Source organism: Spirosoma lituiforme (assembly GCF_054776635.1).
Window position 1 is genome coordinate 171,456 of sequence record NZ_BAAHBO010000005.1, and the last position, 21,259, is coordinate 192,714.

Here is a 21,259-nt window from a genome sequence, read left to right on the forward strand (position 1 = left end):
GGCGGGTAATCCTTCGCCTGATTTGTTGGTAATTTCCGGCCAGTCGGTTAGAGCTTTACCATTTTAGACTGACGCACTTCCAGAAACTGAAGGGCTTCCATAGCCGCCGAATTAAACATGGCCATGTCGGTTTTGATCTCTTCATCGCCCCCTAGCCAGCAGCTTTTGACCAGCACTTTACCCGCGTCCAGCATAACCGGCAGTTTCGACATGGCAAAGCTCAGTTCCTTGTCGGTTGGCTTGCGTAGGTAGGCCGTTTTGCCTTCGATCTCTTCATCATCGGCGGGAACCAGGTGGGGATCAAATTTGACTGAATGGTCAGCTACGGTAATCTTGCTTATTTCACCGTGCTTTTCTTTCCACTGGTCAATCAATTCGGGCGTTACTTCAGCCGCCGATGCAGGTTTCGTGTTCATTGTGTTTAAGAGAGTTGTAAGGAGGGAAAATGCGTTTAAACGCTATTTAAATGGTTATTGTACACTAGACCTTATACTTGGAAGTGGGGCATGTCGATAAACTTTTCATCACTAGTCTTCCAGTTCTTGTTCCAGTCAGCACCCCAGGTAACATCCGGAAATTTCTCTCGGATGATGTGAGCCGCGTTCTCGTAATTGGCTTCACTCCAATCCATTTTGCCACCCTTCACGAAGCCCAGATCGAACGCCCGGGAAGGACTTACCTGGTGAAGACTCTTGCCTGGTGGGGCATTCGTAATCTTGCGCCGGTTCTCCACTTCCGTGATGGCCTCCAAGCCATTCTTCATACGGATGGTGTTGACGATGGATAGCTTTTCGCGTCCCTGAGCGTAGTAGGCTCGTTGCACATCCGGGCTTCGGTAGGTCTCGACCAGAATCACCGCTGGCGCATCCGGGTAACGCTTCGGCCACTCTTCCTTGAGATACGCCCACGCCTGTTGCAGGCGTGGGACGCACAAGGCAATGTCTTTATTGATTCCCATTGTCTTTTTTGAGGGTGGGTAGCTTAAACTCCCAGATCAGTGAAATGACTCGACCCGTAAACGAAAGCGGGTCTACCTCGAAGAGCTTGGCAGCAGTCAGCATGCCATTCATTAGCCGGTTTCCAACGTTGCCCACGGCGTAGGCAATACCCGACGAAAGCCAGGGAAGCCAACCGGCCTCCAGTAGCGCAAAGCCGACCAGGCTGGCCAGGCAGAACCCCGACAATACATTCAGGGTTCTGACCAGGATCGGCAAGCCAACATCATTTTTGCCTGATGTCAGGACGGCTGAAATAAGACTGGCGAGCGCAATGGCGGTGTGATCAAACTCAAAGAGGTCGTTCAATTTGGCGAGCAGGTCTTTCATTTATACGTCGTATTTAACGTCCAGGAACATGATGGGCAATTCGATTTCCATGAACTGTTTACCCTGCTCCAGTGCCTTTTCAACCTCCGAAAACTCAGCCCCGACGATATTATCAATGACCGATGTGCCGTCTTCCCGCTCGTAGCCAATCGAAATAGTCAGGTTACGGAGACGAAGTAAATCTTTGTTGGGCGCGCCTTGGATGAGCGTCTCAACCTCATCCTGAAGCAGCTTGACCGATCCTTCAAAGGCGTAGTTACCTCGCTGAATGGACATGGGCTTATCGCCTTTGCCATACACGAAGCCTTTCTCCTGCGTGCGTTTGTAGCTGATTCCCTGAACACCCGTCAACACCCGGCTACCAATCTGAATCGTTACGTCAGCCCAGGCATATTGTTCACTATTGAAACTTGATGAAGTTGCCATAATTAAGCTGCGTTGGGGTTATAGAGTCCAAGTTTGACCAGGATAACCCGGTTGGTGCCGGTTGGCGTAATACGCAAATCCACGATTAGTTTTGAGGTTGCCAAAATGTCTTGGTTGGGGTCAATAAACGCGTCTACGTTACTGATCTCGCCAGCCGCTCCCATCGTCAAACCAATCGCCCGTTCGATATTTGACTGATATTGTTTGATGGTTGTCTTGAGAATTTTTCCCTTCTCATCGACCGGAACGGTATCTAATAACTCCTCCACGAACGTGGCATAGGCGATACGAGCCACCTTATCAATAACGCGACCATTTGCCAGGGTTGCGAAATCATCGGTATCCGGGCAAGCCATGTGATCTTCATTAAAATAGAATCCACCCTTGCCGATAAAGCGACGAAACAGGATGTACCCCTTATCCCCGACCGTTGCAATGTCACCCATCGGGATATTGCGCGTCACCTGCCCGCCTGTGGTGTAGGCTTCATCGATCAGAATCTGCCCAGATCGTAGCCGGGCGATACTCTGATTGACCGGACTGGCGGCAATTCTGCCTAATAACTGACCCATACAGGCGTTTTTTGCCCCCTGTTTATTGCTGGCTACGCATACCGCCACCCGATTGTAGGTCAGGGATTTTAAATTGGTTAGGGTAGCCGGGGTTGCGCTCATGTACTTACCGTCCATGATAATACGAAGCGGCATGTGCAGGGCTGCATAGTATTCCGCAAATGCCTGAGCGTCATCCAATGCGTTCATACAGTCCGCATCAATACCACTCACTAGAGCTGGAGACGCTGGCTCAGTCGCCAAGTAGCGGCTGAAGCCTACTACGTTGATTCGACCACCTGACCGCTCAATCAGATTTGACATAACCCCGCCCGAAAACAGCACTGCCGTCGATGTGGCCGGATTCACCGGCTGTAACCATAGTTCAGCACCCGCACCAGCCTCCTTAAAAAAATCGGCAATTTGACGGTCGTATTCGGAAACATAATTAGCGTCCGCACGGGTAGCATGGTTCTTGGCGTCTTCCAGCGAAAATATCTGAAGCGGTTGGTCCGCTACCCCATTGATCACTAATGCACATACCCGATCCTCCTGAGCCGCAATCCGACCAAGACCACCGCTCTGAATCTCTACATTAACTGTTGGAAGTCCCATTGTTCGTTTAAAAAGTTAGAAAAGCCCATTCGCGCTACCCGCTTGGATAGAGCGAACGGGCTATGTTATACGTTATACGATCAATGGATTACGAAACCCAGGTTTCCACGATGGCGGCAATGCCTTTGCCATCAGCACGACGTACCCGTCCACCCAGCATCACCAGGAAGGAGTATACGTCACCGTAGTACAAGGGGTTGTTAAGTTGCTCGAACATCTTGACCGTACCCAAGGCGCGTTCGACCGAATATTTCGACCAGGCCAAACAGCCCACATTGTCCGTACCGGCAGCGGCTGACCCTGGAGCTTTGGCCGCGTTGGTCGTTTTGTCGAATGACAGCGAAGACGCCCGAACTAGGATGTCGAAGCCATACACCCGGCCAACGATGCCTTCCGCTATGTTTGCATACTGCACGAAGTTGACGGCCAACGATGTATCGGCTAAGAGCTGTTCCAGGTATTCCGGTGTCAGCAGGACAGTACGCCCGTCAGCCGGAATGTTCTGTTTATCAAACATCACTTTGGCTTTCCGTAGGTCTTCTTTGGTGAAGAGCTTCCGGGTACCCGTGGCACCTGTCAGCGTCGTAGCCGCTGTCTGACCCGTGGTATAGATAATGTTGGTTGTCGAACCGCCCCAAGTAAACAGGATCGCTTCCGCCTGAGCCTCTTTCAGCTTGGCCTGATCTTCGGCCATTACCGACGCCCGCTTGTCGTACGAAAGCTGAATGTTGTCGATGTTGGGGATCAGGATCGGGTCTGTGGTGTACTCATCCAGCCCGTAGGTGATGTCCGTGTCCGTGCGCTTGCTAACGGTAGCGGGTAACGAAGTACGGTTCTTCGATACACCCGAAGCGGCCCCACTCTGTGGGATGTGAACAGCGGCACCGCCAACAACGTATTCGTCGGCATTCGTGGAACGAGTCAAAAACTCGTTGTCTTTGTACAGGTTGCCAACAATCTGGGCCTGCCAAATTTCGGGCTGAAGAGCCATAGATAAATCAAGTTACGATGGTGTGGAAATAAGCAATCTAACCGCAGTCGCGGATGACCGGCGAACCGGCACATGGTCTAAGCAAATACCTTATCCGGCTCTTTACCGAATTTGGATTTATAAAGGCGTTTGAACTCGTCAGGGTTCGATGTCTTCAGTTGGAGCAGTGTACCAGCCCGGTCCATTTCATCGTACTTATTAGCCGCATCCGCATCAGTGACCGTTGCCGCCTGAGCCGCGCCCTGAGCCGCTAAAGTCACCAGGTTTTGAGGCTTGACCATTCCAGCCAATATGGCTTTGGTTGACTCGTGGTCAGCCGAGAACAGTTTCAGGTACGAATCTTTAGCCGTTGCAGGAATCCGCTTGTCATTCACGGCTTCATCGACCAGGTTTGTGGCTTCAGTGGTTTTATCCTTCGCTATCTGTAATTTTAGATCAGATAGTTCTTTAGCCAGGTTCAGGTTATTGGCGGCAAGGATCATCACTTCCTGTTCGGTTGCCGTCTCCGTCAGGCCCATCGCCAAAGCGATAGTGGTCAGCGCAATTTGCTTCATTGAATTAATCGGGTTTGCTTGAGAATTGTCCGGTTTGAATTGCTCCAGGTGAGCCGCCAGCTTCATTTCTGAAAGGGGTTCACCGCTCTTGTCATAGAGTTGCAGGGCGTTCTGATTAGAGCCAATATCCACAATGGATATTTCCTGCATCGACCATTTGGTGATGTCGTAGCAGTCCAACGCTTCATTATAGGTTGCCTCCAGGATCACAATACCAATCGAAGCGGCATTGATAAACTCCCGATCAACCTTGCCCCCTATTTCCGCCCCCCCGCCTGGCCTGGTGTCAGCCACATCAAAAACCGCATCAGCCAACCATACGCCGTTTTCTTTGCGTAGGTTTTCCCATTTACCAATGACATTCCCACGTAAGTGCATGTACAGCATGACGGGGTTGCTTTCAAAAGCAGATGTGTCACCACCTTCAGAGAGGACTCGACACTTGTAGGAATTTATGCTTTCATCACTTACGCGGAATGTCTTTGGCATTTGGGTCAACTGTTCATGATGTGAATAGAAACGGTGGGTACTTTCGCCCTTGATGACCCAAAGTTGTGAGGCTAAAACCAGCCCCGCAAAAGTCGCTTTACCGGGTTCCCGAAAACCGGGAACGGCGTTCCCGGTTTTCGGGAACCCGGTAAAGCGACTTTTTCAAACCCCGCCCTAACTGCTCAATTTTGGACAAGGCAAAAGCCATCCACACCCCATTCCAATGAGCATTCAGGAAAAGATAATGGCCACCGGCAAGGTCATGTATATGCTCAACGTACCAAACGTTGAGATTGCCCGTACCCTCGATGTGTCGGAAACGACCGTTTCCAATTGGGTCACGAAGGGCAACTGGCGGGAAGAACGCTCGGATCAGACTTCCCGAAAAAAAGCCAGAATGGACATGTTAGGCGATCTGATCGACTACCAGCTCGAAGCCCTGCACCAGTTCATGAGCCGTGGACGAGAAATGGCCAGTGTCGTGGCTGAACAGGAGCGGATCGTTAAAGCCGGTGAAGCCCTGTACATGATCGACTGCCCGGTTGAAGACATTGCCGATGTTCTCCAGGAAGAAGAAGCCGAAGTCGAAAAGTGGATCAAATCACGAGGCTGGCAGGAAAAGCGGGCTACCCAGCACATGAATGGTCGATTGATGCCCCTCGACAAAGGAGAAGTGGACGCCCTGGCGAAGATGTTTGCCCAGGTAAAAGGTAAAGAGCTGACGTTCGACAACCTGGTCAACCTGATCCGGGAACTCTTGGAGTTTCTGAATCAGAAATCACCTGACCTGGCCAAAGCCCTGGTCCCCTACACCAACGACTTTCTGTTTGCCAAAAAGGAGGTATTGGCCCCATGATGACGGCGAAAGAAAAGAAAGCCCTTCAGGAGTATTATGATTCCACCAAAAAGATCGTAAGCCAGCAGGTAGGCGCGGACCCGCACGAACCAGCCGCCGTCCGCACCGCCCGAATCGACCGGCTGTTAGGCAATTTCGTGGAGTTCTGTAAGTACTACTTCCCGCAATTCTGTCAATCTGAGTTTGGCTGGTTTCACAAAGCAGCCGCCAAACGCATCATTGCTGACCCGACGATCTTTGCCGTTTTGGAATGGCCACGCGCTCACTCCAAATCCGTCTTTTCGGATGTCATGATGCCCATGTTCCTTAAGGCCAAAAAAGACCTGAACGGGATGATCGTTGTATCAAATAACCAGGCCAAAGCCATCGGCCTGCTCATCGACATACAGGTTCAGCTAGAGGGCAACGAACGGTACATTGCCGATTTTGGCGAGCAGGCCAGTTTCGGGGATTGGTCGGAAGGTAGTTTCGCCACGCAGGACGGGGTTGGCTTTTGGGCGTTTGGCCGTGGTCAGTCTCCCAGGGGCACCCGGAAGGCAGAAAAACGCCCGGATTATATCGTAGTCGATGATATTGACGATAAGGAAATTGTCAAGAATCAGGACCGGGTTATTGAAGGCGTCAACTGGGTTCGGGAAGACTTGTTCGGTTGTTTCGATTTGATCCGTGGCCGCTTCATCATTGCCGGAAACCGGATTCACCAGGCGTCTATTCTGGCTCACCTGGTGGGTGATGTCAACGAAGGGGATATAGTTAATCCGGAGATTTTCCACTGCAAAGTTTTCGCGCTGGAGAATCCCAAAACCCACAAAGAGGATCAAAGCATCGACGGTGTACCCGCCTGGAAAGAACGGTTCACCCGCGCTATGCTGGAGAAGGCTTGGGCAAAAATTGGCTACATCAGCTCACAGCGGGAATATTTCCACAAGCATATCATGCTTGGTCGAATCTTCAACAACGATATGATCCTGTTTGCGCCCATGAAAAACCTGAGCGCGTATAGTCACATCGTCACCTATAATGACCCGTCATTCAAAGACACTAAGAAAAACGATTTCAAGGCCATCATCGCGGTTGGAAGGCTGGGTAAATACTATGACGTATTGGCCATGTGGGTGCGTCAGGCTACGACCGGCGCAATGGTGAAGGCGCATTACGACATGCACGAATGGCTGGAAAGCCAGGGGGCTAATCTGGTCTCTCACTACATGGAATCCAACTTCATTCAGGATTTGATTTTGGAGGACTACGTAACGGAGTCGGTCACGCGTGGCTATATGCTTGGTATACGTGGTGATGACCGAAAGAAGGACAATAAGTTTGGCCGTATCGAAGCGATGGCCCCGCTTTACGAACGGGCCGTGATCCGCTACAATGAAGCCCTAAAGAGTTCGGTGGACTTCAGAAACTTCAAAGATCAGCTCATTGGCTTTCCAGCCGCACACGATGACGGCCCGGATGCTCAGGAAGGAGCGATCTGGCAGATTAATAAACGTATCAATATTTCAGTCCCTGTCATATCCGGCGGTCAACGCCGTCAAAATCGCTGGTAACATGTTTCTCACAAAAGCCGACTTAGATTCTTCCCTCTATCCTGAAATCAGTTCGATGATTTCCCGCTACAGCGATGCCATCATCAATATGAACCTGGTAGCCGCTGAAGGCGAAATTGACATGTATTTAGCGGCCCGGTATGCCATTCGGACGGAACTCGACAAGACTGGCGAAAACCGTCATGCCTATTTGCTCACTATTGCCCGTGACCTGGCGATCTATCACCTGTACTCGCTCCAGGAGACCATACCCGCTCACCGGGAAAAGCGGTATGAACAGGCCATCACCCTGCTAAAGTTGATTCAGCAAGGCAAGTCAACGCTGCCCGGCGTCGATCCCGCCCCGGTGGCTGACGCCCCTGATGCCGCTAGTCAGATCGGCTATGGTGGCAATGCCCGACGCCCGACCTTATTGAACCCAATGGTCGGCCCTGGTCGATACAATTGATTCTACCTATTTAAAAGGTATTTAAACGACGAGCAAAACAAAAAGCAGTACCAAGATTCCACACAACATTTGAGTGCCTTAAAACGCACGAATTGCAATGGTCAAAAAGAAAGTTAATCCTAAACCTGATTCCGTCGTCATCAACGACTTCGGCATCAACATTCGCACCGTGGATCGGAGCCGGATGGACATGCAGCGTTGGCGGCAAGCCCTGGTCAGCGCAGAAAGCATTCTCCAGCCAACCCGTAATCTGCTTTATGACCTGTATGATGATGCCACTCTTGACGAACACCTGACCAGTGTGCTGGAGCAACGTCGGCTGGCGATTACCAACACCCGGTTGGTGTTCAAAAAAGATGGCGAAGTCGTTGACGACATTCAGAACCTGATCGATACGGAAGGCTTTGAAGATTTGGTGACGTACCTATTGGATTCCCGTTTTTACGGGTATTCGCTTTGCTACGCGGATTTAGCCGCTAAGAATGAGTTAGGCGAGCCTGATCCGGTTGTTGAGCTGGTACCCCGTAAACACGTCGTTCCCTCACGCACGTTGGTTGTTGCTGATCCCTACAGCATCGTCGGCGTTGACTACACCCAACCGCCTTACAACCATTTGTACGTAGCGGCTGGCAAGCCAAAGAATTTAGGGTTGCTCCTGCAAGCGGCCATTCTGGTGTTGATCAAACGGGCTGACGTATCCGATTGGGCAACGTTCAACGAAGTATTTGGTCAGCCCATGCGTGTGGCTTATTACACGACAGGCGATCCGACCCAAAAGCAGCAGCTTGAATCAGCAATGGCCAACGCTGGTGCGATGTCATACCTGGTCTTACCAGACGGCTCGAAAATAGAGTTCCCAGAGGTAAACAAAACCGGATCGGCGGACACCTACGAGCGCTTACAAAAGGCGATGGATGGCGGGATGAGTAAACTCATCGTCGGTCAGACCATGACCACCGAAGACGGCTCCAGCAAAAGCCAGGGTGAAGTTCACGAGCGGGTAGCCGAAAAGATTGCTCGGTCGGATCGTCGGTTTATTCTGAAGCTTTTAAACAGCCGGGTAAAAGCCCTGTTGGCCGCTCAAGGATTTAGCGTCGATGGTAAATTTGATTTTGAAGAAGAGCAGGAGAAGGTTTCCATAAAAGATCAAATTGCTAATGCGATCAATGTCCATACCAAAGTAGCCCCTATTAAACTGGACTGGTGGATGGAGCGGTTTGGCTTTCCTTTCGATGAAGAAGAGATCGAACGCCGTCAGCAGTTGGCCAGTGCAATCACAGAACCGGACGAAGAAGATCCCGAACCGGAAAAGCCCAAAAAGAGCGCGAAGAAAAAGCCTGCCGGTAAACAGAACAACGCTACTGAAACCGACGAAGGTTTGTTGGAACGGGCACGTGCTTTAATGATCAAGCTATTTGGTATTGATCCTTTCGCAAATTTTCACTAGGCCACGATCCCATAGAATCGGCGCTCGTGGCCGAACTCCAAACGTTGTACGGTTCCCATCAGCATGACACGCTGACGCTGGCAGACGGTAGCCCACTACCCAAATTCCTGAACATCAAGAAGCTGGTCGGTAAAGCCCTGGACAATCTATTCAACGGCTTCAAAGGCTTGATAGAACCTAGTCTATTTGCCATCACCTACCAAGCGATGAACGACGCCGTGGACAAAGGGTTCGGGGTAATCAAGTACGGTGAGCCGAATTATGAGTTTGTTCAGCAACTCAAAAAGTCAGGTGCCTGGTTTTCGGCCCGCAAGACCTACCGTCAGCGGGAAGAGTTGGCCGCACTCCTGACCGATGAGAAAGGCAAGGTCCGCACCTGGCGTCAGTTTAAAGCCGCCAGTCAGTCGATTGTCAGCAACTACAATGAGGTGTGGTTAAAGGTCGAATACAATACGGCCATTGCCAGTGCCCGGAATGCCAGCCGGTGGAAGCAGTTCGAAGCGGACGCCGATCAGTATCCGAACCTGGAATATTTACCATCCAGGGCGGCAACCCCTAGGGAGGAGCATAAGCCGTATTACCATGTCATTCGGCCTATCAATGATGAGTTTTGGGTACATCATTTCCCACCGTCTGCATACAACTGTCAGTGTGGTGTAGAGCAATCAGATGACGATGAAACGCCGGTACCGGAAAAAGGACCGCAGCCGGTGCCGGGTTTGGATCACAACGTAGGCAAGACGGGTGAACTGTTCAGCAAGAGCCATCCGTACAGCGTCGATCTGAGCAAAGAGCAGCAAGAGGAAATTGATGATGAAGGCGAAAAACTAGCAGACGACGATGGCCAATAGCAGCTTCGACATTCAGATCAGCCGCCTTCGGGCCTTCGTTCAGCGCGATGCCAAAACCATCATCCGAGTTGAAGCGGTCAAACATTTCAAACAGTCGTTCCGGGATGAGGGCTTTACCGACGATACACTGGAGAAGTGGCCTGACATCAGCGGGAAGCGTAAAGCCCAAAAGCGAAAGCGGAACGGCAACTTGCCGCCCATCTTGACCGACACAGGTGATCTGGGCAACAGCATAACCGGCGAAGAGAATAGCCAGGGCGTGACGATCAGCAGTGACAAAGCCTATGCCCAGCGACACAACGAAGGATTAGCCGGAATGCCAAAACGTCAATTTATGGGACCATCGAAGGCATTGGATCGCAAGATCATGGCCAAACTCGACAAAGGGATTGGTAAGATTTTTGGTCGTTTCTAACCACCGTATAAATGCTGTTTAAACCATGTTTAAAGCCTATTTTACCATTGCCCAGGCAATTAAAAAGCTGGCCAACCAAATCAACTGGATCGACTTGGATAAGGACCAGTTAGACAACCCGGAGTTGTACAATAGCATCATTACACCGGGTATCCTGATCGGCCATTCTGAATTGGAATGGAGCCAACTGGCGGGTCGAAATCAGCTTGGCAACGGTACCGTGACGGTTAAGTTGGTCGTAAGGCTACCCGGTCAAACCCACCTGACTGATCCATTCATCGTTGAAAACCTTAAATCTCTTGATTTGTCCGATCTGGTCAATCAGGCGGTCTTGTCCGTGCCTGGCGTATTGAGCCGGGTTCGTTCCCTCGACTACCCGTCAGGCACCTACTATGTATTTGAACAGACTTATATGACACAGTTCAAATCCAGCCCCACTATTACCCAAAAGACCGTATCCCTAGTTGTTAATCCATTTCTCCACAATCCCACCGCAAACGCATGAAAAATGAACGAATTGGCTGGATAGCCGCCAACGCTTTGCTACTGGCAACCGCCCTGTTACTTGCCTATTTGATGTCCGGCTGCATGACCTACAGCAAAGCTCTACGCAAGTTCGGGCACCTGGCAAAAGATTCTACCACCGTGCTGATCCAGGACACCGTGACCATTCCCAAAGACAGTATCGTCACGCAGTTCAAAACCGACACTACGATCTTTCACAAGGTCATTGAAACGCTTCGCTCTAAGCTGACCATTGATCGTACCCCACGCTCGACCCGGATCACCGCCGAATGCAAGCCGGATACGATCATACGCACGCTCCAGGCTAAATGCCCACCCGTGGCCAGCTTCGGTATTGCGCCCGGGTACAAATGGGCATTCTATATCACGCTTGGCCTGTTGATCGTGGCCATCATCGTTTTTCTGTTTTCTTATCTGTTCAAACTAACCGTAGTAAAACGATGACCATAATGAACGTCATTGATGTTGATGAAGCCGTTGAACTGACGATCCGATGTAAGGCCAACCGCACATTCGATCTGGTAGTCAACCTGAACCGGGATACCACCGGCAAGACCTACAAATTGGATGTCCGGGATAGTAGTGACGCACTCTTGCTGTCGTTTGTTTCCGGTCAGGGAATGACCCAGCAGCCACAAGCCGTAAAACTCTCTAAAAGCCCTTCAGAGATGGAACAGCCAACGGGCTGTTACCGCTACGATCTGGTAGAGATTGACGCGAACCAGGGGGCTGAAAACATCTTTTTCGGCTGGTTCATCATTCAACCAAGCCACACCCAGCTATGAAAGTAATCACCGTAACGAATGGTCAGCGGAATGAAGTAGTCGTTAACGCTGACGCCCCCCCTTCATTAGTTACTGTTGGCTCATCGGCCTACGCAGGTGTCTTGCCTGAGCTGGTTCTACCCATTATTCGCACGGGGCAAACCGTGTTCAACATCGGCGGGCTGGAGCCACGTCGAACCCTGTACCTGAATGGTGTTCGTCAACGGATCGACAGTGATTACACGATTACCCTGCCTTACCTGATCTGGATTCCCGCAATACCCTTGGAACCAACGGACCTTTTGATTTTATCTTTTTGAGTTCACACCCTAACGTAGTTCACAATGCTTATTAAAGCCAAACAGATTGCACCAGGCATTTTACCCAGCCAAATTGACCTCTCAACTGCATCGACGCCGTCGCACCCTGCCAGCCGTCAATTTGTGGCTGACTCCGTACAACAGTCCATCTATAACATGGACATCAAAGATTCGGTAAAGGCGGCTACCACTGCCAACATTACCCTATCAGCCGCGCAAACGATTGATGGCGTCTCGCTGGTGGCGGGTGATCGGGTTTTGGTCAAGAACCAGACTACAGCCAGCGCCAACGGCATCTACATCGTCAATGCTTCCTCATGGGTTCGGTCCACCGACTTCGATGGCTCAACCGAAGTCACCAGTCAGGCGATTATTTCCGTTGAATCCGGCACCACGAATGCCAATACGACCTGGCGGCTGACGGGCACCGGCCCGTTCACGGTCAACACCTCGAACCTGGCGTTTCAACTCTTTTCGTCAGCCTACTACGCAACCCCTACCATCAGCAATAAAAACATGGTAGCCAGCGTCACCGCTGCCGATAACGATATTGCTTGTGCTACGGGCATGGCCGCTACCCCTGCTCAGAGCAGCTACGTCTACGTCGAAGTGAATGGCATTGCTGCCGCCGTGGGTAACGCGGTGAAGACTGCCGATTGCTACTTCAGCGGTGATTCCGGCTCAACGGCCCGCGCGCTGAACGCTGTCGTGTCGGGGGATAAGCTGTATTGGGTTGGTTCGGTGGCTGGTCATCAGCTCGATGCTAACGACCGGATCACGTTCGACTACGTTGTCTAATTCCACGCCATAGGTCTACCTACCTCCCGTAGGTAGACCTATTCTTCATTCCACCCACAAAAAATGAAAATACCCGTCAAACAACTGCGCGATTACCATATCGTAAACTCAACTACGGAGCTTACCGCTTACACAGGTTCCAGAACCGGAATGCTGTTGCCCGATGGCCGAAGTTATTACTATGATTCAGCCAGCAGTGCGACCATTGATAATGCAATCGTTTTGGCCGCGACAGGAAAGGGGGGGGGACGATGGATCAGCAACCTGTTACACCGCGTTGATCTGGCTCGCTTCGGCGTTAAAACGGGCACTTCACTTTCTGCCAGTCAGATCACGGCCAATACTAGTGCGTTTCAATCTGCCATTAATTCAGGCGAACGGCTTTCCCTGCCATCGAACGTTGATATTGTCATTGATGGATTGTTGACAACAAACAATATACCCGTCAATATCATCGGCTCAACGATCAGCAGTAAAATACGTCAGAAAACCGCAGTCGGCGTCTTTGATTGCGCGGTCAATCTGGAAAATTTCTGGATGGAGAATGTCAATGTCTTTCCTGAAGTAGATACGCCGAACAGTTTTGCCATTAAAATCACGGGTGCCGGTGGAAATAACCCCAACGTTCAGCTAAAGAACGTCGTCGTTAATCGGGGAGTTACGGCAAACAATGTGACCAACTTATTCGGGGGTGGGTTCTGGCTGGTAAACTTTGGTGAGGGTTTGATCGAGCACTGTAAGTATTTCGGCATGGATCAAACCAAAAGCGTGGGCATGAAGCTGACGAATACAGTCATAAGTGTGTCATCAACGATTCACGATTTTAAAGTATACGGAGCCTTGACGGGCTTGGATGTTAACAACTCGACCTATCCGGGTATCGAAGGGATTCGGATAACGGAAAGCGATTTTGTTACCTGTAGTACAGGTATCAATGTAAGTTCAGCGACTAACTTAGGCACCGATGGCAACTATCATCCACCGCAATTTGAGATAATAGGATGCCACTTTAATGTGTCAACAGCGGCAGTAAAAATGCGTCAATACTGTCAGTTTAATATTAGTGATCCTTTGGTTTACCTGTCGAACGCAACCGACTCGACCGCGTTTGATATTGACTACTGCCAGGACGTGACGGTGCAAAATGCACGCGTATTTTCAGTCGGAAGCGGACCAACCACGGGGATAATCATCGGTGCCAATTGCAACAATATCAAGTGGATCAATAACTACTCGAAGCAAAAAGCAGGCGAGTCTCAATGTATTGTCAAGCCGGGTGCAACTGGCATCGAAGCCCGTAATAATCGAATTGAAGGGGGAACTACCTGCATTAACGATAGTGCTGGCCTGGCCATCAAAGCCAGTAATTATGTTGGCTCGGAGCGCGAAGTAGAGTATAAAGCAATGTATAGTACGAGTAACTGGTCTACATCGAATTATTACAATGTCATACCAGGGGGGACGCTTGTGCCGGGAGCGGTCTATTTAGTGCAGCTATCATTTTCACAAAGCGGTTTAGATGATATTAATCAAGCCTATATTGTCCCCATTACCAATACGTACACGTCCGCCAATGCCATGTTAATCAATGGCAATTACGTCACCTATTCAGGGACGGCTAGATATTTTACTATCCGATACCGCCCAGGGGCTACCTCTAATACAGCCGTGGGATTAGAAGTAAGCCCGTCTGTTTCCGGTCTTTCCTCTACTTTGGTTGTGACAGCGACCAAGCTAAGCTGAAGCCATTTTTCCAAAATTAGACTACCTTTGCCCCATTATTATTTCTCATTAGATCATAAAAAAGGCGGGGACCAATGGTCCCCGCCTTTCTCGTTTTGAACAACTAAACTAATGAATTATCCTTTGCCAGCTTTGGCCAAAGCTTTGTAATCGTTATCAAACTTACCTCGTAGATACGTAGCCGGGTACAGCTTGTTTTGATTCGGTCGGGTCATCAGATAAAAGTTATAGGAAGGAATATTCTCGAAAGCCTTTATTTGATCATCCCGGCTCATTTTATCCCAAGCCTTGATGGCATCCTGTTTATCGACCTTCAGGCCATACGCGTCATAAAACTGATCGAACGTCACTTCGTTGGTTGTTAGCCGGATCGTCATGCTCTTGCTGTTACCAGCCATCTGCTCCAGTAGCTTTTCCGTGACGGGAAAGTTCTTGTTGAGAAACTGCAAATGCTCGACCGTCAATTCTGCATCGTTGAAAAAGCCCGTTAGCGTACTCTCATCGTTATACGTAAAGGTCAGCTCACCGGGAAACATGGACGACGTGATGGTGTACCTTTTCTTCATGATCTCAAACTTAGCGGGTTTTAAATGATTCATCCGGGCGTAGTTTGGGGTTGTACGCATCATCAGCCATTCGACGGTTATCCGCAAATATGATCCCAATAGCAAAGCCCATTAAGCCAGCAATCATGATAGCCAGAATGAAGAGCATCAACGTAAATTCCAGCGGTCCAAAGTAGATTTCCGGTTTCATGCTGCCAGGGCGATTGATGGTTGGTTGACAACGATCCGGTACCGGCCACGCTTCCACACAATAGCTTCAATCGTCGCTTCAGTCATGTAGAAGCGATAAGCGAGATCAGAGATGATAAACTTGGACTGCTTACCAGCCAACTTTTGCCGGTCGAACTCGTCACGGATCGTTATGATTCGACGTTCACGATTCGACAAAGCAGCAGCAGTAGATGCACTGCCTTCGGGAAGGTTCTTCATTAAGTGTGAGTTACGGTTTGTGGGATTACCACAAAATAATAACGCACAAAATAGATATTTTCGATACATTTTAAAAACAGATTAAAAAATTTAGTTACACGAGAAACGTTTGGTGGATTCGACCGATCAGCGACTGAATAAAGTTGCCCTCGTACGACTGCATGGCCGTTGGCGAATCCACCTCAAAATAGCCAGCGCAAATCAGGGCTAAGGCTTGCGTTCGGGTGATCGTCACGCTGTATAGTTCTTCGTTTCGGGATGCCTTGAAAATGCGAATGTTCTCGCTTTTCTCTTTCACCTTCGCGTATAGCTCATACAACGCTGACATGATCATCAAATCACTTGGCTCCTTGCGTAACTCCTCGATTGGATTCAGCGTCAGCGTCGATGCCAGGTGTTTACTCAAGGCAATCACCTCGCCCGATTTGAGCCGCAATTTTAGCTTGACTATCATTATTAAAGCAGATCAGAAAACCACTTGACCAGGTAGATGAAAAGCGACCACGAAAAGGCTCCGATCACGATCATGATCAGCCAGGCAGACACCAATATTACCACATCAAAAAAAGTTAATCTAGGGGGTTGCATAGCGTTTAAATAGCATTTAAAAGGTTGTTGACCATTTTCTTAGTTTCTGATTCCCGCCACTTTTCCATAGCCGTCACGGCGTCTATTAGCTTCAGATAAGATAGCTTGTGTAGGGGGGCTTTGAACTTGCCAAACAGGAATGTGTTTAGCTTGTCGTAATGCACCTGCTCCCAGGCGTCACGTGGTCTCAAGTCAAAAATATCACGCCCAATGTGGATGATCTTGGCCCTCATTTTCTTGATACTCGTGGTCTGCTCATCGTCCAGTATCTCAATCGCTTTAGCCATCTCGTCTATGCTCATATCTGAACTGGAGGTGGTTCGCCCATCGGTGCAAGCCTTCACGAGTTCGGCTTTATCTTCCCGGTCGAACTTCCGTAGCGTCAACAGGGTGTGAAACCGGCTATTCTGTTGGAGTGTCCGTTGCATAGTTATGAAAGTCAATTGTTTTGTGCGTTCGGACCTCAACTGACGAATAAAAAGGGACTCTTTTACCTGTTAGAATGTACTTTTTAACTAGGTCGAAAGACGCTTTTATGTCCGCCAAATTGCAGAACGAATAGATTATGAAACACTGGCAGTCTGGATATTCCAGGTAAATATCAAGTGACTCTTCATCTCCGCCTTTGAAGGCTATTTGAAGGCGACCCAAGGCATTTTTTTCGTGCATCATGTTGACCATTTCACAGAATTTCTTCAGCATAAATGACCGTTTCTTTATCTCTTCGTTAATGATTGACCTGGCTATTCTAAGTTCCAGTGATGATGCCATCTTCGTTGAGTTGTTTGGTCAACATGAGTGTGTAGTAATTCTTCATGCGTTCATCCGCGTCGATGCTGTTCTGGAACCCTAGCACACAATAGCCGGTTTTGATGCCGGGAAAGCTCTCCAGGATGTAGGTGATCGGAGCGCAAACGAAGCCAGGCAATATCTTTTTGGCATCCCGGTCATACTTCGCCAGGATCAGAATATCACCCACCTTGAACCCTCGATCATTCTTGCGAAGCTCGAATCGTTTACGACCATCGACAACGGCGTCAAACTCGTTCACCCATGTTTTCAGGAAATGCATTTTGACGAATACCCCCTGTTCAATCAATTGCCCTTTGCTCAGTCCAACCAATTGAGTTGTAACTATCTTCTTTTTAGGGTTCTGCATAGCGATCAGTATTGATAGTTTTCAAAATAGTCCTGCCCTTCATCCACGTCTGGCGCGTCAGCAATCAGTTTATTAATCTCATCGACAGTGCCCTTGACCTCGATCCTATGCCCGGATAGGGTTACAATGCTGTTTCCTTCCCGCGTTGATGGTGAAACGTTCTCAATAAATTGGGTATCCATCCGCATGGATTCTGAATCAAATCCCCGTACCCGTTTTACCATTATTTTCTTTGCCATATAAAGTTTGGTTTATGGCTACGGCCGTAGGTCTCCAGCCGTAGCCTGGTCAGAATTTTATACTACTGGATCAGGAGTTGTATCGACCTCGATGATGTCGATGTAAAATCGCTTTCCACTCAAAAAGAACTCGTCCAAGCTCTCTTGCTCGACCAGCAAGGACATCACAGCCGAAGGCGTAGTCTTACTGAAAGACGTATTCTCGTTGGGCGTCCCGTCCAGATTATCACCCGTCACGGCGGTCATGTATACCTGCTTCTGGTACGAGTCTCCAGAAGTGCTATCCTGAACGTCTGTACACTGAAATTTGCACCGGATCGACGCTACCGGAGCCGGTTCCTGAACAGCCGGATCGGCTGTCTTTTCTTGCTTTGCCATAAAATTTGGGGGGTTAAACTGGCAGAATTGCCATTGCACCGGGTAGGGAGTCGAACACCTACCGAAGACCGTCCCGGTTTGCCTTACTGGTTGATTATCTAGCGGTTAGAATGGTCCGCCGTTATTATTGCGCTCGAAGGTGACGATTCGGTTGTTCGGACCATTCCAAATCATTGTGTTGCCGTTATTGGCGAACGAAACGAAATACCCTCGTGAAACACTCAGTGACCCATTGGAACGTTGCACATAGATGTTATCTCCACCTACTCCATTGTTTTCGCCCCAACTGATATTGTCATTCAAGGCTGTTGTCTCGAACATCAGTCCACCCGCATCTGTATCGTAGTACATCGCCATAAAAGAAGGGCTACAGGTAGGCGTCATATTGGCCATACTAATGTTACCACCTCCATTACCATTACTGTGTACATAAATCCAGACATTAGCCAGCGAACAACCCGATGCGTTTTGGTAGTAGGTTGAATTGTAGGGGTACCGATCAAGACCGGTTACAGAAACTAATTTCCATTGGCCAAGCATCGCGTTACTAAAGCCAGAGCGTGCCCCTGATTTTTTGGGCGAAACGGGTGTATTACTGTTACAGCTAACTAATACACACAAAACAAGGATAGCACTCAAAACAAACGATTTCATAAAAATTTGGGATGTTAAATTGTGAGAGATTTAGCTAGGAAGTAGCCCTAATCGGGTGGCTATTTTGTGCGCCTTCGCGTGTTCTTCCAGCTTCTTTTTTAATTCTTGCGCGAAGGTTTTGGCTCGATCTTCAGGTATGGTGGTCCCCTGATTTGGTGCATCTTTTTTCATGGCTATTCAGGTTTCTTTATGTCGTAGCGAGTCTCCTGCACCAATGTGATCTCGTGCTTATCCAGGGCTTTGATCAGCGTCTTATTGCCCTTTGCTACCTCATCCCGGACACGAGTTACATCAACCGATAGTTTACCATAACTTGGTCCTAGAATCGTTACCAAACCCGCTTGCTCGACCGCGTTCAGGTTCTTGCCCGTCGATCTTAATTTCAGCCCTGGTGCATTGACTACGATCTTGACCAGGCCAACGCCTTCGACGGCTAAAATCCCATCCTTATTGAAAGCCGTTGGATTGGCTCTACAGATGTCGATAACAATGGCTTTCAGTTCGTCCATCTGCTTTTCTTGGGCTGTGGTTAAGCCTTTTAGCTGAAGCCATGATGCCATAGCATCGCTCAATTTTGTGCGTTCTGCCTTTTTCATTTTGCTGTTGCCAGGGCTACCCGCCTGGCGTGGGTTTGGGTGGTTAATTGTCTGTAATCTTGACCTCGACTTTACTTAGCTCCTTCACGATTTCGTAAGTCTGAAGAGCCATTTCCCGCAGGAATACGGAGGGAATATTTGGCTCAACTACAGAGATCGCTACGATGCAGTGATCCTGTGTTGGGCTGTCTTCCTTGCGGTGTTCAGCTACCGTGTAGCCAGCCGTAAGGCCATATTTGGCCAAAACGGTACCCATGTCCGCTTGAAAGCGGGCTATCTGTTCTTGACTTAAAGGGGCCATGTTATTTGTCTATTGGAAGGGGGTAATTGAAGGCTTTCATAAACCGCCAAAGCTGAACTTCACTGGTCAGGTGGAACGTCATTGCTCCAGCATACGCACGCCATTCAGCGGCTGGTGTGTAGTACTCGATGTAAGGCGGACGATGGTGTCCTTCACAATGTCTATGTCCCTGTATTTCAAGCCTGTTGTTTGACGCATTAAAGACACAAACCTTATTGATTTGGAAGGAATTATGAACCAAAAATCGGTTGTCTATGTAATGGGCTACTTTGTGTCTCACTACGACAATAAATTCGGCGGGAATGAATTTGAAGCCAGCGGCAAGTATCTCATCTACAGTTAGCATGTCCATTTTCGTAGCGGTTAAGCCAATGCTGGCGTGGTGAGTTGTTGCATTGCAATTTCCGGTTCCCGTTGGCGTAGGGCTTGTGCCCGTTCATGCTTCACAGCCTGTTTTAAGACACGCAGATCATGCTTGCTCATCATGGCGTATTTACCGCCAACCATCACCCGTTCAGGCTGCATCTTTTGCCACACCCGCGCTTGTGCCCGTTCGTCGGTCAGCCCATTTGCCTTGCAGATCGCAACCACATCTGTTTCAAAAATCCCCACTAAGGGCATGTATGAGCGACCCAACCGGCTTTCTAATTCATCCATACCACGCGAGTCCCGACGAACACCGGCCTGAATGTGTTTCTTTAGGTCGTGTGCCCCGATCAGCACCATACCCACTTCATCCTGTAGCTTGTTGAAAAGCGGGATAAACAGGCGCAAACTGGAGGGTTTCAGCTTGTTGGCTTCATCGACAATCAACAGTGGACGGGTAGTCGTTGCCTTTTGCTTCAGGAAGGAAACAATCATGTCGGTCAGGTCCGAAATGCTGTACCGCTCGACCCGCAAACCCAACGTTTCAGCCAGTTTTTGCACGAACTTTTTGTGACTCCAGGACTCTTCACACTCGACATAGAACACGGCATCGTGACTGAGCTTGTACATCTGTACCCCCGCCGTTTTGCCCTGGCCAGCTTCGTGCGAAATGGCCGTAAACAACTGATCATTTTGCGCCCGATCTAATAGTTCCATCATCACCAGTGTGTTGGTGGTTGGGACCAGATGCCAGGCTGATTCATTGATCTTGTAGCCTAGTTTGATAGCTACTTTTGCCCACATCTGATCACTAACCAAGTGCCATTTTGCCGGATCGGTCATGTTATACCGTACCGTAATGTGGTTGGCTCCAACTTTGGTGGCGACGCGTGGCCAGCTACCAAGCTGTTCCGCTTCGATCTCCAAGAGCCGGGCGATTTCGTGTTTCTGTGTGTCCGTTATCATTATTTCTCAGAGGTTAAAAGGTGTTTAAACCGCGTTTAAACGACTATTTGCTATGAAATTCAGCCGCTAGAAGTGCGTCGATTTCGAGTTCAACCAACAGATACCAGCGTATATCTGTCCGCAATTCGTCAATCTGACTGAAGAATAAATTGACCGTCTTGATCCGGCTATAAATCAGCTCAATTCGGGCCGATATGAGCAGTTTAGCGGCTTGTAGCTCCTTGACATCCATAAGCTGTAATTCGCCCAGGGAATGGCTACGGAGAACGCTGTACAGCGTCGTAGCTTGCGGTTGTTTAACCGGCGTGTTAATTGTGGTTGAAACTTGGCTTGTCATCATTTCTCA

35 protein-coding genes are annotated in these 21,259 nt (G+C 49.4%); 12 read left to right on the forward strand and 23 right to left on the reverse strand.

Annotated elements, in window-relative coordinates:
- Positions 1-47 precede the first annotated feature (47 nt).
- The 7 genes from ACYU87_RS18145 to ACYU87_RS18175 all read right to left on the reverse strand — a co-directional run bounded on the left by ACYU87_RS18145 (position 48) and on the right by ACYU87_RS18175 (position 4,951).
- Positions 48-416: a hypothetical protein gene (locus tag ACYU87_RS18145; protein WP_461135496.1), complete on the reverse strand. Its 369-nt coding sequence runs from the start codon at positions 414-416 to the stop codon at positions 48-50.
- A 71-nt stretch (positions 417-487) separates the two neighbouring features.
- The gene (locus tag ACYU87_RS18150; protein WP_461135497.1) at positions 488-958 is read right to left on the reverse strand and encodes a M15 family metallopeptidase; all 471 of its coding nucleotides are present in this window, start codon (positions 956-958) and stop codon (positions 488-490) included.
- Complete coding sequence (locus tag ACYU87_RS18155) at positions 945-1,325, reverse strand: hypothetical protein (RefSeq protein WP_461135498.1); 381 nt, start codon at positions 1,323-1,325, stop codon at positions 945-947. Before ACYU87_RS18155 ends, ACYU87_RS18150 begins: the two co-directional genes overlap by 14 nt.
- A complete protein-coding gene (locus ACYU87_RS18160) occupies positions 1,326-1,751 on the reverse strand; it encodes a hypothetical protein (protein WP_461135499.1) in 426 nt (141 codons plus the stop codon).
- Between the two features lie 2 nt (positions 1,752-1,753).
- A complete protein-coding gene (locus ACYU87_RS18165; protein WP_461135500.1) occupies positions 1,754-2,917 on the reverse strand; it encodes a DUF2586 family protein in 1,164 nt (387 codons plus the stop codon).
- 88 nt (positions 2,918-3,005) lie between these two features.
- Positions 3,006-3,908 (reverse strand): phage capsid protein, encoded by a 903-nt coding sequence (locus tag ACYU87_RS18170; RefSeq protein ID WP_461135501.1) that lies wholly within the window; start codon positions 3,906-3,908, stop codon positions 3,006-3,008.
- A gap of 77 nt (positions 3,909-3,985) precedes the next feature.
- Positions 3,986-4,951, reverse strand: coding sequence for an HK97 family phage prohead protease (locus ACYU87_RS18175; protein ID WP_461135502.1), 966 nt, complete (start codon positions 4,949-4,951; stop codon positions 3,986-3,988).
- Between the two features lie 223 nt (positions 4,952-5,174).
- On the opposite strand from ACYU87_RS18175, the gene ACYU87_RS18180 reads away from it, so the two are divergent.
- From ACYU87_RS18180 to ACYU87_RS18235, 12 genes are all read left to right on the forward strand, one after another.
- Positions 5,175-5,807 (forward strand): hypothetical protein, encoded by a 633-nt coding sequence (locus tag ACYU87_RS18180; protein ID WP_461135503.1) that lies wholly within the window; start codon positions 5,175-5,177, stop codon positions 5,805-5,807.
- Complete coding sequence (locus ACYU87_RS18185) at positions 5,804-7,360, forward strand: hypothetical protein (protein ID WP_461135504.1); 1,557 nt, start codon at positions 5,804-5,806, stop codon at positions 7,358-7,360. The genes ACYU87_RS18180 and ACYU87_RS18185 overlap by 4 nt, the downstream gene beginning before the upstream one ends.
- Before the next feature lies 1 nt (position 7,361).
- Complete coding sequence (locus tag ACYU87_RS18190) at positions 7,362-7,808, forward strand: phage protein Gp36 family protein (protein ID WP_461135505.1); 447 nt, start codon at positions 7,362-7,364, stop codon at positions 7,806-7,808.
- Positions 7,809-7,905: 97 nt separating this feature from the next.
- Positions 7,906-9,255 (forward strand): phage portal protein family protein, encoded by a 1,350-nt coding sequence (locus ACYU87_RS18195; RefSeq protein ID WP_461135506.1) that lies wholly within the window; start codon positions 7,906-7,908, stop codon positions 9,253-9,255.
- A gap of 26 nt (positions 9,256-9,281) precedes the next feature.
- Entirely contained in the window at positions 9,282-10,106 is an 825-nt protein-coding gene (locus tag ACYU87_RS18200; protein WP_461135507.1) for a phage head morphogenesis protein, read from the forward strand.
- Entirely contained in the window at positions 10,096-10,521 is a 426-nt protein-coding gene (locus tag ACYU87_RS18205; protein WP_461135508.1) for a phage virion morphogenesis protein, read from the forward strand. Before ACYU87_RS18200 ends, ACYU87_RS18205 begins: the two co-directional genes overlap by 11 nt.
- Before the next feature lie 25 nt (positions 10,522-10,546).
- Positions 10,547-11,026 carry a hypothetical protein gene (locus tag ACYU87_RS18210; RefSeq protein ID WP_461135509.1) on the forward strand — a complete coding sequence of 160 codons (480 nt, stop codon included), beginning with the start codon at positions 10,547-10,549 and terminating at the stop codon, positions 11,024-11,026.
- Complete coding sequence (locus ACYU87_RS18215) at positions 11,023-11,490, forward strand: hypothetical protein (RefSeq protein ID WP_461135510.1); 468 nt, start codon at positions 11,023-11,025, stop codon at positions 11,488-11,490. Before ACYU87_RS18210 ends, ACYU87_RS18215 begins: the two co-directional genes overlap by 4 nt.
- Positions 11,491-11,495: 5 nt before the next feature.
- Positions 11,496-11,831 (forward strand): hypothetical protein, encoded by a 336-nt coding sequence (locus tag ACYU87_RS18220; RefSeq protein ID WP_461135511.1) that lies wholly within the window; start codon positions 11,496-11,498, stop codon positions 11,829-11,831.
- The gene (locus tag ACYU87_RS18225) at positions 11,828-12,130 is read left to right on the forward strand and encodes a hypothetical protein (RefSeq protein WP_461135512.1); all 303 of its coding nucleotides are present in this window, start codon (positions 11,828-11,830) and stop codon (positions 12,128-12,130) included. Before ACYU87_RS18220 ends, ACYU87_RS18225 begins: the two co-directional genes overlap by 4 nt.
- Positions 12,131-12,154: 24 nt before the next feature.
- The gene (locus ACYU87_RS18230) at positions 12,155-12,928 is read left to right on the forward strand and encodes a hypothetical protein (protein WP_461135513.1); all 774 of its coding nucleotides are present in this window, start codon (positions 12,155-12,157) and stop codon (positions 12,926-12,928) included.
- A gap of 63 nt (positions 12,929-12,991) precedes the next feature.
- Positions 12,992-14,671: a hypothetical protein gene (locus tag ACYU87_RS18235; RefSeq protein WP_461135514.1), complete on the forward strand. Its 1,680-nt coding sequence runs from the start codon at positions 12,992-12,994 to the stop codon at positions 14,669-14,671.
- Between the two features lie 116 nt (positions 14,672-14,787).
- Here the strand turns inward: ACYU87_RS18235 and ACYU87_RS18240 are convergent, their stop codons facing one another.
- The 16 genes from ACYU87_RS18240 to ACYU87_RS18315 form a co-directional block, all read right to left on the reverse strand.
- A complete protein-coding gene (locus ACYU87_RS18240; RefSeq protein WP_461135515.1) occupies positions 14,788-15,237 on the reverse strand; it encodes a hypothetical protein in 450 nt (149 codons plus the stop codon).
- A 10-nt stretch (positions 15,238-15,247) separates the two neighbouring features.
- The gene (locus ACYU87_RS18245) at positions 15,248-15,427 is read right to left on the reverse strand and encodes a hypothetical protein (protein WP_461135516.1); all 180 of its coding nucleotides are present in this window, start codon (positions 15,425-15,427) and stop codon (positions 15,248-15,250) included.
- Positions 15,424-15,666, reverse strand: coding sequence for a hypothetical protein (locus tag ACYU87_RS18250; RefSeq protein WP_461135517.1), 243 nt, complete (start codon positions 15,664-15,666; stop codon positions 15,424-15,426). The genes ACYU87_RS18245 and ACYU87_RS18250 overlap by 4 nt, the downstream gene beginning before the upstream one ends.
- Positions 15,667-15,760: 94 nt before the next feature.
- The gene (locus tag ACYU87_RS18255; protein WP_461135518.1) at positions 15,761-16,120 is read right to left on the reverse strand and encodes a hypothetical protein; all 360 of its coding nucleotides are present in this window, start codon (positions 16,118-16,120) and stop codon (positions 15,761-15,763) included.
- 139 nt (positions 16,121-16,259) lie between these two features.
- On the reverse strand, positions 16,260-16,682 hold the full coding sequence (locus ACYU87_RS18260; RefSeq protein ID WP_461135519.1) for a hypothetical protein: 423 nt from the start codon (positions 16,680-16,682) through the stop codon (positions 16,260-16,262).
- A complete protein-coding gene (locus ACYU87_RS18265; protein WP_461135742.1) occupies positions 16,657-17,025 on the reverse strand; it encodes a hypothetical protein in 369 nt (122 codons plus the stop codon). The genes ACYU87_RS18260 and ACYU87_RS18265 overlap by 26 nt, the downstream gene beginning before the upstream one ends.
- On the reverse strand, positions 17,003-17,413 hold the full coding sequence (locus ACYU87_RS18270) for a DUF3850 domain-containing protein (RefSeq protein WP_461135520.1): 411 nt from the start codon (positions 17,411-17,413) through the stop codon (positions 17,003-17,005). The genes ACYU87_RS18265 and ACYU87_RS18270 overlap by 23 nt, the downstream gene beginning before the upstream one ends.
- 5 nt (positions 17,414-17,418) lie before the next feature.
- On the reverse strand, positions 17,419-17,652 hold the full coding sequence (locus tag ACYU87_RS18275; protein ID WP_461135521.1) for a hypothetical protein: 234 nt from the start codon (positions 17,650-17,652) through the stop codon (positions 17,419-17,421).
- A 57-nt stretch (positions 17,653-17,709) separates the two neighbouring features.
- Positions 17,710-18,030, reverse strand: coding sequence for a hypothetical protein (locus ACYU87_RS18280; protein ID WP_461135522.1), 321 nt, complete (start codon positions 18,028-18,030; stop codon positions 17,710-17,712).
- Between the two features lie 105 nt (positions 18,031-18,135).
- Positions 18,136-18,684 carry a hypothetical protein gene (locus ACYU87_RS18285; protein ID WP_461135523.1) on the reverse strand — a complete coding sequence of 183 codons (549 nt, stop codon included), beginning with the start codon at positions 18,682-18,684 and terminating at the stop codon, positions 18,136-18,138.
- 30 nt (positions 18,685-18,714) lie between these two features.
- Positions 18,715-18,855 carry a hypothetical protein gene (locus tag ACYU87_RS18290; RefSeq protein WP_461135524.1) on the reverse strand — a complete coding sequence of 47 codons (141 nt, stop codon included), beginning with the start codon at positions 18,853-18,855 and terminating at the stop codon, positions 18,715-18,717.
- Positions 18,856-18,857: 2 nt separating this feature from the next.
- Entirely contained in the window at positions 18,858-19,280 is a 423-nt protein-coding gene (locus ACYU87_RS18295) for a hypothetical protein (RefSeq protein ID WP_461135525.1), read from the reverse strand.
- Between the two features lie 43 nt (positions 19,281-19,323).
- Positions 19,324-19,536, reverse strand: coding sequence for a hypothetical protein (locus ACYU87_RS18300; RefSeq protein WP_461135526.1), 213 nt, complete (start codon positions 19,534-19,536; stop codon positions 19,324-19,326).
- Between the two features lie 46 nt (positions 19,537-19,582).
- Positions 19,583-19,933 carry a hypothetical protein gene (locus tag ACYU87_RS18305; RefSeq protein ID WP_461135527.1) on the reverse strand — a complete coding sequence of 117 codons (351 nt, stop codon included), beginning with the start codon at positions 19,931-19,933 and terminating at the stop codon, positions 19,583-19,585.
- 11 nt (positions 19,934-19,944) lie between these two features.
- Positions 19,945-20,913, reverse strand: coding sequence for an AAA family ATPase (locus ACYU87_RS18310; protein ID WP_461135528.1), 969 nt, complete (start codon positions 20,911-20,913; stop codon positions 19,945-19,947).
- A gap of 43 nt (positions 20,914-20,956) precedes the next feature.
- Positions 20,957-21,253, reverse strand: a complete 297-nt coding sequence (locus tag ACYU87_RS18315; protein ID WP_461135529.1) for a hypothetical protein — start codon at positions 21,251-21,253, stop codon at positions 20,957-20,959.
- Positions 21,254-21,259 lie beyond the last annotated feature (6 nt).